At 40.9% G+C, this 12597-nt stretch carries 16 protein-coding genes; all 16 read left to right on the forward strand.

Translation table 11 applies throughout. The annotated features are described in order from the left end of the window. Positions 1-19 precede the first annotated feature (19 nt). The 16 genes from atpG (at position 20) to CXF81_RS11880 (ending at position 11879) form a co-directional block, all read left to right on the forward strand. On the forward strand, positions 20-880 hold the full coding sequence (atpG, locus tag CXF81_RS11800; RefSeq protein WP_101181558.1) for a F0F1 ATP synthase subunit gamma: 861 nt from the start codon (positions 20-22) through the stop codon (positions 878-880). Positions 881-936: 56 nt separating this feature from the next. Continuing rightward, on the forward strand, positions 937-2319 hold the full coding sequence (gene atpD / locus CXF81_RS11805) for a F0F1 ATP synthase subunit beta (protein WP_101181559.1): 1383 nt from the start codon (positions 937-939) through the stop codon (positions 2317-2319). Positions 2320-2371: 52 nt separating this feature from the next. Beyond that, entirely contained in the window at positions 2372-2788 is a 417-nt protein-coding gene (locus CXF81_RS11810) for a F0F1 ATP synthase subunit epsilon (RefSeq protein WP_101181560.1), read from the forward strand. 1280 nt (positions 2789-4068) lie between these two features. Beyond that, complete coding sequence (locus tag CXF81_RS11820) at positions 4069-4500, forward strand: hypothetical protein (protein ID WP_101181562.1); 432 nt, start codon at positions 4069-4071, stop codon at positions 4498-4500. Between the two features lie 284 nt (positions 4501-4784). After that, a complete protein-coding gene (locus CXF81_RS11825) occupies positions 4785-6029 on the forward strand; it encodes a DEAD/DEAH box helicase (protein ID WP_101181563.1) in 1245 nt (414 codons plus the stop codon). Between the two features lie 33 nt (positions 6030-6062). Further along, positions 6063-6407 carry a hypothetical protein gene (locus CXF81_RS11830; protein WP_101181564.1) on the forward strand — a complete coding sequence of 115 codons (345 nt, stop codon included), beginning with the start codon at positions 6063-6065 and terminating at the stop codon, positions 6405-6407. Between the two features lie 35 nt (positions 6408-6442). Then, positions 6443-6934: a shikimate kinase gene (locus CXF81_RS11835; RefSeq protein WP_101181565.1), complete on the forward strand. Its 492-nt coding sequence runs from the start codon at positions 6443-6445 to the stop codon at positions 6932-6934. Between the two features lie 119 nt (positions 6935-7053). Further along, complete coding sequence (locus CXF81_RS11840; protein ID WP_101181566.1) at positions 7054-7449, forward strand: hypothetical protein; 396 nt, start codon at positions 7054-7056, stop codon at positions 7447-7449. A gap of 289 nt (positions 7450-7738) precedes the next feature. Continuing rightward, the gene (locus CXF81_RS11845) at positions 7739-8161 is read left to right on the forward strand and encodes a Replicative DNA helicase (protein WP_101181567.1); all 423 of its coding nucleotides are present in this window, start codon (positions 7739-7741) and stop codon (positions 8159-8161) included. Positions 8162-8254: 93 nt separating this feature from the next. Continuing rightward, positions 8255-8440: an antitermination protein NusB gene (locus CXF81_RS11850; protein ID WP_101181568.1), complete on the forward strand. Its 186-nt coding sequence runs from the start codon at positions 8255-8257 to the stop codon at positions 8438-8440. Between the two features lie 102 nt (positions 8441-8542). Beyond that, positions 8543-8761, forward strand: a complete 219-nt coding sequence (locus tag CXF81_RS11855; RefSeq protein WP_101181569.1) for a TIGR02450 family Trp-rich protein — start codon at positions 8543-8545, stop codon at positions 8759-8761. Between the two features lie 159 nt (positions 8762-8920). Then, positions 8921-9241 carry a hypothetical protein gene (locus CXF81_RS11860; protein WP_101181570.1) on the forward strand — a complete coding sequence of 107 codons (321 nt, stop codon included), beginning with the start codon at positions 8921-8923 and terminating at the stop codon, positions 9239-9241. Positions 9242-9429: 188 nt separating this feature from the next. Continuing rightward, on the forward strand, positions 9430-9636 hold the full coding sequence (locus CXF81_RS11865) for a hypothetical protein (RefSeq protein ID WP_026843620.1): 207 nt from the start codon (positions 9430-9432) through the stop codon (positions 9634-9636). Between the two features lie 105 nt (positions 9637-9741). Further along, positions 9742-9984 (forward strand): hypothetical protein, encoded by a 243-nt coding sequence (locus tag CXF81_RS11870; RefSeq protein WP_101181727.1) that lies wholly within the window; start codon positions 9742-9744, stop codon positions 9982-9984. Between the two features lie 141 nt (positions 9985-10125). Beyond that, positions 10126-11100, forward strand: coding sequence for an FAD:protein FMN transferase (locus CXF81_RS11875; RefSeq protein WP_101181571.1), 975 nt, complete (start codon positions 10126-10128; stop codon positions 11098-11100). Between the two features lie 176 nt (positions 11101-11276). Beyond that, positions 11277-11879: a TetR/AcrR family transcriptional regulator gene (locus CXF81_RS11880; protein ID WP_101181572.1), complete on the forward strand. Its 603-nt coding sequence runs from the start codon at positions 11277-11279 to the stop codon at positions 11877-11879. The last annotated feature ends 718 nt before the right edge of the window (positions 11880-12597 follow it).

Raw genomic sequence — 12597 nt, forward strand, 5'->3', positions numbered from 1 at the left:
CGTAATTGGAGAAGGTTTCATGGCAAGCGGAAAAGAGATTAAAGGTAAAATTGGGAGCATTAAAAACACCCAAAAAATTACCAGCGCGATGGAGATGGTTGCCGCCTCAAAAATGAAAAAGGCACAGGAACGCATGGCTTCAGGGCGTCCCTATTCCAAAAGTATGAAAACGGTCATCGGACATATTGCAAATGGTAACTTAGATTTTAAGCATCCGTTCTTAGAAGAGCGAGAAGTGAAGAATGTTGGCTTCATTGTAATATCAACCGATAGAGGGTTGTGTGGTGGCCTAAACACCAATGAGTTTAAAGCTGTTTCGAAGCGGATCAAAGCGTATCAAGACGAAGGTAAAGGCCTGTACTTTGCCGCGTTAGGTGCAAAAGCAGTGACTTTCTTTTCACGCTTTGGTGGCAATGTATTGGCGGCGGAGTCTGGATTAGGTGATAAGCCTAGTTTAAGTGAAGTTATCGGTACCGTAAGAGTTATTCTTGATGCATATGAGAGCGGTAAAATAGATAAAGTTTATTTGGTAAATAACCGTTTTGTAAATACGATGACCCAAGAGCCTATGATAAGTGAGTTGTTACCTCTTCCTAAAGATGAAGAGGCGCAGCGTCCGCATAGCTGGGACTATATTTATGAGCCTGATGCTGATGAGATACTTACGGCGTTACTTGGCAGATATATTGAAACAGTGGTTTACCAAGGTGTTGTTGAAAACGTAGCCTCAGAACAAGCTGCGCGTATGGTTGCGATGAAGGCAGCCACAGACAATGCCGGTGACCTTATTGATGATTTGCAATTAATATATAACAAGGCTCGCCAAGCGGCGATTACACAAGAAATCAGTGAAATCGTTTCGGGTGCCGCTGCTGTTTAAGCGCATTGTGGGCTACTTAGGTTAAGCAGAATTTTTAGGAATTAAGAGGACAAATTATGAGTCAAGGCAAGGTCGTCCAGATCATTGGTGCTGTCGTGGATATTGAATTTCCACAGGATTCAGTTCCAAGAGTATATGACGCGCTAAAAGTAACCGAAGGTGACTTAGTGGGCTTAATTCTCGAAGTACAGCAGCAATTGGGTGGTGGCGTAGTGCGCACCATTGCGATGGGTAGTACTGACGGTTTACGTCGTAATTTAGCGGTAGAGAACACCGGTGAAGGGATCCAAGTGCCTGTAGGTATAGCCACTTTGGGTCGTATCATGGATGTACTTGGAAACCCTATTGATGAAGCTGGCCCCATTGGTGAAGAAGAGCGCATGTCTATTCATCGCGAAGCACCGAGTTACGAAGAGCAATCAATTTCCATTGAGCTATTAGAAACGGGCATTAAAGTAATAGATCTTATTTGCCCGTTTGCCAAGGGTGGTAAAGTCGGTTTATTCGGTGGTGCTGGTGTTGGTAAAACCGTCAACATGATGGAGCTCATTCGTAACATCGCTATTGAACACAGTGGTTTCTCAGTGTTTGCTGGCGTCGGTGAGCGTACTCGTGAAGGTAACGATTTCTATCACGAAATGAACGAATCAAATGTACTAGATAAAGTGTCACTTGTTTACGGTCAGATGAACGAGCCTCCGGGGAACCGCTTACGCGTTGCTTTGACAGGTTTGACAATGGCTGAAAAGTTTCGAGACGAAGGTCGAGACGTACTGTTCTTTGTTGATAACATCTATCGCTACACACTAGCCGGTACTGAAGTATCAGCACTCCTTGGCCGTATGCCGTCAGCAGTGGGTTACCAACCTACTTTAGCTGAAGAAATGGGTGTTTTACAAGAACGTATAACCTCAACAAAGACAGGATCGATAACGTCTATTCAAGCGGTATATGTACCTGCAGATGATTTGACGGATCCATCACCGGCGACTACATTTGCTCACTTAGATGCGACGGTTGTGTTGTCACGTGATATTGCTTCGTTAGGTATTTACCCTGCTGTTGACCCACTTGACTCTACATCACGTCAACTTGACCCCTTAGTTATTGGACAAGAACATTATGATGTTGCTCGTGGCGTTCAGACGGTTCTTCAACGATATAAAGAACTTAAAGACATCATTGCTATCCTAGGTATGGATGAGTTATCTGAAGAAGACAGACTAGTCGTATCGCGCGCTCGTAAGATTCAGCGTTTCTTGTCACAGCCTTTCTTCGTAGCAGAGGTCTTTACTGGTTCTCCTGGTAAGTATGTTTCATTGAAAGAAACCATTATAGGCTTTAAAGGGATCTTGGATGGCGAGCACGACAGCCTCCCAGAGCAAGCTTTCTATATGGTTGGAACCATTGACGAAGCAATTGCAAAAGCGAAAAAATAATTTTCTAGCTTAATGCTTACAGTGCAGTGAAAGCTGCCTTAAAGGAGACCACATGGCAATGACAGTACATTTGGACGTAGTTAGCGCAGAAACAGAAATTTTCTCTGGACTCGTTCAAACCGTTCAGGTCACAGGTATAGAGGGTGAGCTAGGTATTTATCCTGGTCACGCTCCTTTAATTACTAGCTTACAACCTGGCATGGTCAGAGTTGTAAAGCAATTTGGTGCTGAAGAATTAATTTATGTAGCTGGCGGCATATTAGAAGTGCAACCAGGTCATGTAACGGTTCTTGCGGATACAGCTATTCGTGCAGAAGATCTGGACGAAAAAGCAGCTGAAGACGCTAAAAAGCGTGCAGAAGAAATCATCGCCAAAGGCGCCGGTGCGGACTTCGACTACGCTGAAGCGGCTATTGAGCTTTCCGAAGCCATTGCACAATTAAGATTAATTCAAAAACTGCGTAAGTAAGTTAATATAAAAGTGACGTATAAGCCCAGCTTCATCTATAAAGATGTGTTGGGTTTTTTTTAGACCGAACTGTTGCCGAAACATTCAACGTAGCACGTCTTTATTATCCGACAAAAATTGATTTAAGTACAAATATAGATATTCAATACTGTATTTTGCTTATGGCTTCGGTTTCATGTGAAACATCTGGTTCACTGGCCATTAGCATCAATAGCTAGTAAACAACGACATTCACGCCTACCATTCACGCTCACCAACCACATCCTATTGTTGTTTTAGGTCCAAACGAGTATTGTTTTACCAACATGGTCAACGCAACGAGACAGACATTGTTTTATCAAAACCGCAATAACATTAAGCAACATAACAAACGCATTAATTTATTCGCTGCGCTCAAGAACTGCGCCCATGCAATTTCCCGTTATGCGGAGCGTTAACCCTGTTTAGTCGATTTTTTTCACCCGCCAAAATAGCGGCTTATCTAAGTGGATTGGTATTGGGCTTTGCAATCATTCATCTTGAGACCAGATCTGCTGATAGCTCGCTGCTAATAGTAGATAAGATTGCTAATCCATTATTGGTAATTTATTTTCTGCTGAGTGTCTTTTTATTTGTGTTGGGCACCGATTGCATAACTAAACGTTCTCGCCTACCATTTTCAATGCTTTACTCGACACCAAAGGTTTTTGTTGCTTGTCATGTCTCCATTTTATTGATGGATATATTGAAAATGCTACTTTATTTTCTTGGTAGTCTAACGGGCGTTTTATTGGGTAACACAGTTATTTTTTGAGTTATGGTTTTCTCAATTGACGTAAGTTGCTCGTTCTCTCAAGAGTCAATACATCTGCTTTAAACCCATTTTTTTCGGGTTCGCGCGCATGCGCTGTTTGGTCTTCTTTGCCAAGATAAATCAGTTGTTATTTCATGTGAAACTGGGTAATGTTTAGAAAAACAACACTAATATCAAGGAGTGATAGCTTGTTAATTCAATATCCTCAACACAATATAGTTGCTAACGACCACATTAACTCAATCACTTCGGCCGCTCGGACAAGTCTACGCTGCATTACGCTGCGATTCATAAGCATATCCTTAACTTGCCTGTTATGCGAAATACTCAGTTAGTTAAAGAGATAGTGGTTGCTGATCAATGACACATAACAACCCTACCAACTCGCTAGCCGCGACAAGTTTAGGCGTATATTTCGCGCAGTTCAAAACTGCGTCCATAAACTGCCCGTTATGTAGAATGTTGGGCTTTACAAGAGTATCGATTAATGAATAGACTAAAAGTCATTATAATAGCTAGTTTTCTAGGTGTTTTATATGCGTACTTATCGATTTACATAATAGGCATTGGCGCCGCTATAGCGATTCCAGCTAATATTTTGACGCCTGTAGTAGAAGCATATCCGACTGTCGCATTTGCAACGGTAGATCTCATTACCATTGGTTTGCCACTCATTGCCGCTTCCTTTGTATTTTTAGTGGCTGTTCGATATTTTAATTCCCGAAACAGCTATTTTCCGTATTTAGTATTATTTGTTCCCTTTTGTATTCAGCATATTTATTTATTCGTCATCATGGGGCAACTTCAAGATTGGGTATTTACCTTGGGTACTGTACTTCCAAGGTACATTGCAATTTTAGGTTTTGCGTATTACTTTGCTAAACGAGCCGTTAATCAAGCTAGAGCCGCCTTTTCTTAAACCTAATAACGCAATTAAAGCCGAATATGACATGTCGATTATGTATCGTGATAATATTGAATTGTTAATAGCTAAACATAAGTTTTATATGTATGAGTAAGAAACAAAATAAACTACCACCTACCACCTAAGAGCTATCTTGGCATTGGCCTAATATTTGGCACGGGTATTGGCATTACTAATGGTCCCGCTGTTTTTGGTGATGTGAGTATTAACGCTTTTATTGTATTCGTACTATCGACAAAAATGTAGAAAATATTAATCAACCCAAGGAATGTTTATCTATGCCATTTGGATCTTTAGGCTTGTGTAATGAGCTTTTGAAAAGCGTTGCAGAACAAGGTTACACAAGCCCATCGCCGATACAGATTGAGGCTATACCAGTGGTGCTTAGTCAACGTGATGTGATGGCGGTGGCAAATACTGGTACGGGTAAAACGGCTAGTTTTACGCTGCCTATGGTGCAGCTATTGTCTGGTGGCGTTAGTCCGCAGCCTCAATCTGTGCGGGCGTTGGTCATTACGCCGACCCGTGAACTCGCCGCGCAGGTTGCCGCTAGTATCGAAAACTACAGTCGGTATATGAATATTCGCTCTGGTGCAGTGTTTGGTGGCGTGAGGATTGAGCCGCAGATATCCCAACTGCAAGGTGGTTTGGATGTGCTGGTTGCTACGCCGGGTCGTTTGATTGATCTTTATAATCAACAGGCGATTAACTTTGATCGACTTGAGATATTGGTTTTAGATGAGGCTGATCGCATGTTGGATTTGGGGTTCATCGACGATATACGTCATATCCAAATGTTGCTGCCCAGCAAACGCCAAACCTTGATGTTCTCAGCGACGTTTTCTAAAGAGATCAAGTCGCTTGCTAAAGGAATGTTAAATAATCCACTTTTAATTGAAGTGGATACCGCTACCAGTGCTGTCGATAAGATTAAGCAGCAATTACATCCTGTAGACAAAGAACGAAAGAGTGAGGTGCTGATCCACCTGATTAAAAGGAACAAGTGGCATCAAGTTTTGGTCTTTACTCGCACTAAGCTTGGTGCCGACAGTTTAGTGGTCCAGTTGGAAAAAGCACGTATTAGTGCCGCTTCAATACATTCGAACAGAACCCAGCATGCTCGCACACTGGCTTTAGATGGTTTTAGAAACGGCAATGTTAAGGTATTGGTTGCCACTGATATAGCTTCTCGGGGCATTGATGTGAATCAACTCCCTTGCGTGGTTAACTTCGAACTTCCCTACGTACCAGAAGACTATGTGCACCGCATTGGCCGTACTGGCCGTGCTGGCGCTTTCGGTTTAGCTGTTTCATTGTTCAGTGAGGATGAATTAAAACAGTTAAACTCTATAGAACGTATCATTGGTCGTAAATTTGAGCGCGAGATAATTCCGGGCTTTGCGCCCAAAGTGAAGACGCCAGCAGTTTCATCGGAAGATGATGAGTATGGTAATTTTGAGGCAGACTCTGCGCCCCGACGTCGAGGCAAATCGCAGGCGCGCAGAGGCCGCGGTGGCAAATAATCTAACATCAAATTATAAGGTAATGAGGATCCAGTGGAAAACGTAAACGAAACCGTCAATTCAAGCTTCCGTTTCTTTAGTTTAAATAAACTTCAAGCATTTACTTTGGAGCGCGAAGTTTCCGGAGGTTCACAAAAAAAACACCCTAGGAAAGACTGTTATTTAGGCTGTGTAACCTTAAAGAGCGATAACTTAGAGGATATATTTGACTTTTTTATTCGACAGCGTATTGAAGCTTGTGATTGTGATATTTTGATATCTATTGCTTCGAAAAAAGAGGCAAATATTATCGATGTACCGCGCTCAGTTAATCGAATGCTTAAATTTATTGATTGCAAACTAATGGTCTCTTATACAATGGCACAAGATGCTTTATAACAAACGCTTCCAGTCAATCGTAGGAGTGGTATCTGATGAGAAAAATAATCATTTTTGGAAATTCCGGTTCTGGAAAATCGAAATTAGCTGCACAACATCCTAACGACGGGTTTGCTCACCTTGATTTGGATGTTTTGGCTTGGCTTCCTTCTGATCCGCCTGCACGTAAGCCGATAAACCTGGCATATGAGCAAATTGAGAATTTCATGACAGCAAATGATAATTGGGTTGTGGAAGGCTGTTATGCCGATTTACTTGAAATGGTGAAACCGTTTGCAACCGAAGCTATCTTTTTGAATTTGCCGATTGAGTTATGTCAGAAAAACGCGAGAAGCAGACCTTGGGAGCCGCATAAATACGAGTCGAAAGAAGCGCAAGATAATAATCTAGCAATGCTACTCGATTGGATTGCTGGATATATGGACAGAAAGGATACCCTCTCATATAGTGCGCATAGAGCCCTTTACGACGGCTTTCAAGGGGAAAAAACGGAAATTCTTTATAATAAAGAAAGGTCGAAGGAATAGACATGCAGAGCGCTATTTCAATTTATATTAGTTATTTTTTGGAGCAGTAAAATCATAAATATTATCTATAGATACACTACTTTATTTATCGTTTCATATTGTGCGGAGTTTTAGTCTGTATGCATAAAACGAAGCTGGAGCGAACTTTTGAGTTCTTTAAAGCCATTACATTCGGGAACTTAGTTGGCGGTTTAGCGACTTTTATAATCGCATTCGTCATCTTTTTTGTATGGAAAAATCAAGCAACGAATGGGCAACAATCTGTGTTTAATGATGCCCTAAACGTCAGCATATTCTTATTTCCAGTCGGTTTGATGTATAGCCTTATTGTTATTAGCCCAATTGCAATTTTATTAAAAAATCGAAAGCGAGCATTTCAAATATGCGGATTTTTTGCTGCAGTTGTCCCAAGCCTCTTGTTAATAGGAAATGGCTATTGGGATGTGCTTGCACTCACCTACGGAATAGTAACAATGTTACTGTTTTTGAGGCTGTATTCAACTGATCAACCCTAATGAATTCATCAAGCCACTGCCTTCGTTCGAACAACTTTCTGGGCGTCTTCAGCTGTCTCCAAAAGTGTCTACCGTAAACTTCCCTATTTTGCACAGAGTTATCTTTTTCTAGGTTGATTTCGGCCTGCAATGTAATTACACTTTCATGATGCATGGTATGTATTTCCAGCGGCTTCCCGTTAAATCAAAAGCGAGTTAACTCGGCTTATACTTGACCCGAAAGTTTTCAAGAATAATCAGACTTTTGGTCACCCGAGAACATAATGAATGTACAAAAAGGTAAGTAGCAATGATTAATACCAAAATATATAAGACCGTCTATCGCCTAGCTGAAAAGCTAATGGACGCTGCTGATGAAGAGGACCGAGAGCAATTTGACTCGCTCTATGCGGACTTAAAGTCCGTTTGCATTGACAACGAAAACACCGACAAAGATCACCCGGAGCAATGGGAAACACTGGCTGACTTTACTGAAGAGTTAGAGGATGCAGTTGCAGGCTATGCAAAAGCCTTAGAAAAAGCAAGTGCAATTAATTCAAAAGACCATCTGTCTTCGATCGCATTTTCAATGGCAACATTACAAGTTGAATTAGGTCAGACTGCCGCTGCTATCAACAATCTCCAAGACGCAAAAATCAGCGCCAACAAAATAGAAGATAGAGGGCTTAAAGTTGAAATAGATGAACTACTTGAAAAGCTATTGGCAAACTAATTGAACTTATAAAAGTACAGCTAACGTACCCACTTTCGAGCATATTGTACGGGTTGTTAATTATCAAAATTAATATTGAAAGGAGTTTAAATAATGTCTGAAGCAGTTCTGAACAATGGCTCATTTTTTGTCGGCTGGGGTACGTTAGCGTTAATAAATGCAGGACTAGCGCAAGGTAAAGGACGAGGAGGACTTAATTGGTTCTTAATTTCGATAATTTTGGGACCACTCGCAACCTTTATTATAGTCATGTTATCTGACCTTCGTTGGAATTCTTAATTAGATTGGTAATCGAGTTGCCGGTATAGGTTTAAGCTACAGTCTAACTTTGACGGTTTAAACGGCCAGTGCTTCAAGGTGGCAGAATTTAATCGAGTTAAAATGAATAAAATAAACCCTAAAAAATTACTTAACAGTAAGTGGACCGCAATAACACCGATTAACAAAGAAAAACACTTTATCATTTCTAAGATGCAGTTCGATGAGGAAGGTATTGTTGTTGTCGACTGCTGCATAGAGGCTGTCATGTCAAAACGGGCCATGATGATTAATTGGCTAGACTTAAAAGATGAGAGTCAGTGGTTGCAAGGCTGGAAATAGTCACTGAATAACCGATGTTCTTTTTGTTGATCCCTGCTTCCCCTGCTATATTGGATGACACGCGCTACTCTGATATTATCCGATGTGGTGAACATCGTGCTAAGCTAAAAATTAGCCTAGGTTAGTCGCACATTCAAAAAAATACCGAGTGAGGGAATAATGAGTCTTTTTGCTTTGTTAGGACAAAAGTTAACTGAATTTAAGTACCAATATTATGGGCTCAATATTATTCAGGAAGTGTCAGAAGAACGATTCCATCAGATTATTTCCCAGTACGTGGAACGTGGTTGGGAGTTAAGTGGCGAGTATAACGAATTAGAATCTGGAACTAGCCTTTGGTCATGCAAACTTAGAAAAGGCACGAGCACGCTACAATGCAATTGGGATGAAGCGATTGACGGTAATTTTATCGGCCCTGAGAGGATTATTTTTGGTTTAGGTAAAGAATATGGCTTCACGGCAAATAAAGCGCCACAATAGCTAGATCGTTATTTCTCAGCGTCTGTACAAAACAAGGACTGCGACAACTAATGCCCAGTTGTGTCGATTTTATCGATGCTGAGGCAGGTGGCAAATCCACAGAATGAAGCAAGCAACACGCAGAAAAAATCAACAACTAAATCGCGGTAGCGATGCCTAATTCAAAGTAATAAATAAGAGAGAGCAGATTGCACATAACTGAAAAAGGTAAGCTGTCATTGACTGTACGCATTATTATAGGCGTGCTCGCCATGCCATCATTACTGCTTGCGTTTATGTTGATTTCAGAAGCAATTAAGGGCAATTTTGATGGCATTGATGCATTTGAAATTATTTATGCTGTAGTCGGTTTCTTTGCCATTTATATCGCACTCACAGGTAAGAAGTTTTTCTAACCTGTTTAGCCAAAAACTAAGTCAATTAGAAAGATGACTAATCAGGTTGTTAATCAGGTTACGAATAAGGGTAAATATAAAGTGGAATTAGCTGTAAATGTAATAATGATAATAATCGCAGGGCTCGGCGCGGCAGTGTTTTTTGTCGGTTCGCTCATTGTTGTAGTGACTGCATTTGGCAACAAACAATATGCGTACGGCGTGCTGTCGCTGTTATTTTTCCCCATCAGCATTGCCTATTGTTTGCAGCACAGGAAGGAAGGCGCTTATGCATCCAAGTATCTTATTAGCGGTGCACTTTTGGTTGTAGTTACCTTCGGTTTAGCAAACCTGTTCTATCAATTTTAAGGGCCAACTATAATACCCAATTTTAATCATTATTCAGCAATACGCTAATGTGCTATTGATTTATACGGGGTGGGTTAATAAAGCGTAATTTTGTCTGATAGAATGACAAAAAGCACACACTTTTACTGAGGTTAAATCTGCATGAATATACGCGTTATTAACAGTGTTTTGCTTGTTCTCACATTGGCTTTTTCTGCTCAACTCAAAGCCGAATGGTACTCTGAGAATGCAGGCATTATGGGGACCAATATATACGTTGAGGTTTGGGCTGAAACGCCGGTTCAGGGTGAGCTCGCGTTGAGAGCTGTCATGGCAGAAATGGAGCGTATTAACCAACTAATGAGTCCCTACATCGATACCAGCGAACTAAGCCTTATCAACGCAAAGGCGGGCCAACAGCCGGTGGTGATAAGTGATGAAATGTTTGAGCTGCTGGATAAATCAGTCAATATTTCAGAGCTCACAAAGGGCGCGTTTGATATTACCTTTGCGAGCGTGGGTTACTTGTACAATTATAAAAAAAATCAACGTCCAAACGAGGCAACTATTGCTTCATTATTAGCCGCAATTAACTATAAATACATCAAACTGAATAAACCCAATAAGTCCGTTGTCTTTACGCATGACAAAGTCAAGATTGACTTAGGTGGCATTGCCAAGGGTCATGCTGTAGATAACTCAATTTCATTGTTAGAACGCATGGGCATTATGCATGGCTTAGTGACTGCAGGTGGCGATACGCGTTTAATTGGTGACCGTCGCGGTAAGCCCTGGATCGTAGGTATACGAGACCCTAGGGACGAAAAAAAACAAGCAGTGGTCATGCCATTGCAAGACTCCGCCATGTCGACTTCAGGCGATTATGAGCGTTACTTTGAAGAAGATGGCAAGCGCTACCATCATATTTTGTCGCCCAAAACAGGTAAGTCAACTTACGATGTGCAGTCGGTATCAATTATTGGTCCAAGTAGCACTTATAACGATGCATTGTCGACCGCGGTTTTTGTTATGGGTTTACGCGAAGGTCTGGGGATGATTAATCGAATTGACGGTTACGATGCCGTGGTGATGGATAATCAACGTAAAATGCATTATTCGAATGGCCTGCAACAATAAGAGGTCAGCGAACGACGAGTCTATTCGCTAGATTATCGATGTTGCTAGTCGATTGAGCATTCAATTGCAGACAAATAAATTCAAAATTGAATTTTTTATACCAAGTGGTAACATAGAAATCAGCAACATTAATAATAAAAAATAAACAAGTTGATATAACGTCAGGAGTATTTACGTTGGCTAGTGGTCGTAAACGCGAGTTTGATTATGAGTTAGCTCTTAATGCTGCAATGAATGTTTTTTGGCAGAAGGGCTACAGCGGTACTTCAATGAGTGACCTTATTGAGAGGATGAATATCAATAAGCCAAGTATGTATCGTGCTTTTGGCAATAAAGAAGACCTGTTTATCAAAGCAACTGAGCGCTACCTCGAAACCAAAATGAAACCTCATATGGCATTGCTATTCGAGGAAGGCGCCACGCTAAAAGACCGCTTTAAAAAACACATGATGTCGATTGTTGATATGCAATGCAGCACTTCTGATGCTAAAGGTTGTTATTTAATTTTATGTCAAGCAGAGTTGATTGGCGGCGGAATACCGATGCAAGCAGAACTGTTGCTAAAAGATGCGGAAGCAATACCAACGCAATGTTATGCAGACATTTTTAGTAATGACCCCGAAGCAATTTTGTTAGGGTTAAGTCAGAATGCTCAATCCAATAGTTTATGTCTTTATACAATGTTGAAAGGCACTGCTGCTATGGCCCGGTCAGGTGCGCTAAGATCAGAATTAGAATATTCTATAGATACCATTCTTGCCGGAATAGGGCTCGACTAAACTTGATCCGTCGGTCTCCACTCGTAAATAAATCTTATTTTAGTGCTATTCATCTTTACTTTTACCTCTAATGTGCAAGTTAATTAAAGTTTGAAACTGGATATTAAAGTTTGAAACTAGACATGAAAGTTTGAAACTCACACTAACATTATGAAACCGCTTTCAAGTGGTTTTGGCTTTATGATTTGTTTGGTTAGCTAAATCATTCTTAACAACTATAAAGCACGATTAAACAGCTGACAGAAAGTGCTGCTTAAGGAGACGGTCAGATTCTTTTTGATCATTCCCGCTTTGCTCTTATTGCGGATCGTCGAGCATGCAGCTCTGACGGTCAGCTCGACGGCAATAGCCGACGTACGAGCATGAAGATATCAAATGAGCGTTTAGTGCCAAAACCGGTCATTTCGGCTTTAATATTATTTGTATTGTTGAAGAAAGCGGACGTTTCAAAATCTTCATTGTAGGGCAAGAATGAGGCAGAAAGCGGTCATAGTTTTTTTGGGGTCCTTTTAAACCGTTTGACGTTTATAGTCGTTTTCTTTGACAAGCAAGTTAACGGTATCCTTTTCGGACTTTATCAATTGAAGCAAATTGAGAAGGATTATCAATTATCTTAGAGAATAAACTCAGTAAACCTTCATAAAATTCAAATGCAGCTGCCATATCGAAATGCGCTTCGCCTTATTCTAAAATGTCAACGAGGTCCCTTTCAGCGGCA

Origin of the sequence: Glaciecola sp. 33A, from assembly GCF_002836745.1 — a bacterium.
Classification (GTDB): Bacteria; Pseudomonadota; Gammaproteobacteria; order Enterobacterales; family Alteromonadaceae; genus Glaciecola.

What these genes read in the sequence shown, in the direction of transcription:
- atpG (WP_101181558.1), top strand. Translation starts at nt 20, where the DNA reads ATGGCAAGCGGAAAAGAGATTAAAGGTAAAATTGGGAGCATTAAAAAC.
- atpD (WP_101181559.1), top strand. Translation starts at nt 937, where the DNA reads ATGAGTCAAGGCAAGGTCGTCCAGATCATTGGTGCTGTCGTGGATATT.
- CXF81_RS11810 (WP_101181560.1), top strand. Translation starts at nt 2,372, where the DNA reads ATGGCAATGACAGTACATTTGGACGTAGTTAGCGCAGAAACAGAAATT.
- CXF81_RS11820 (WP_101181562.1), top strand. Translation starts at nt 4,069, where the DNA reads ATGAATAGACTAAAAGTCATTATAATAGCTAGTTTTCTAGGTGTTTTA.
- CXF81_RS11825 (WP_101181563.1), top strand. Translation starts at nt 4,785, where the DNA reads ATGCCATTTGGATCTTTAGGCTTGTGTAATGAGCTTTTGAAAAGCGTT.
- CXF81_RS11835 (WP_101181565.1), top strand. Translation starts at nt 6,443, where the DNA reads ATGAGAAAAATAATCATTTTTGGAAATTCCGGTTCTGGAAAATCGAAA.
- CXF81_RS11840 (WP_101181566.1), top strand. Translation starts at nt 7,054, where the DNA reads ATGCATAAAACGAAGCTGGAGCGAACTTTTGAGTTCTTTAAAGCCATT.
- CXF81_RS11845 (WP_101181567.1), top strand. Translation starts at nt 7,739, where the DNA reads ATGATTAATACCAAAATATATAAGACCGTCTATCGCCTAGCTGAAAAG.
- CXF81_RS11850 (WP_101181568.1), top strand. Translation starts at nt 8,255, where the DNA reads ATGTCTGAAGCAGTTCTGAACAATGGCTCATTTTTTGTCGGCTGGGGT.
- CXF81_RS11855 (WP_101181569.1), top strand. Translation starts at nt 8,543, where the DNA reads ATGAATAAAATAAACCCTAAAAAATTACTTAACAGTAAGTGGACCGCA.
- CXF81_RS11860 (WP_101181570.1), top strand. Translation starts at nt 8,921, where the DNA reads ATGAGTCTTTTTGCTTTGTTAGGACAAAAGTTAACTGAATTTAAGTAC.
- CXF81_RS11870 (WP_101181727.1), top strand. Translation starts at nt 9,742, where the DNA reads ATGATAATAATCGCAGGGCTCGGCGCGGCAGTGTTTTTTGTCGGTTCG.
- CXF81_RS11875 (WP_101181571.1), top strand. Translation starts at nt 10,126, where the DNA reads ATGAATATACGCGTTATTAACAGTGTTTTGCTTGTTCTCACATTGGCT.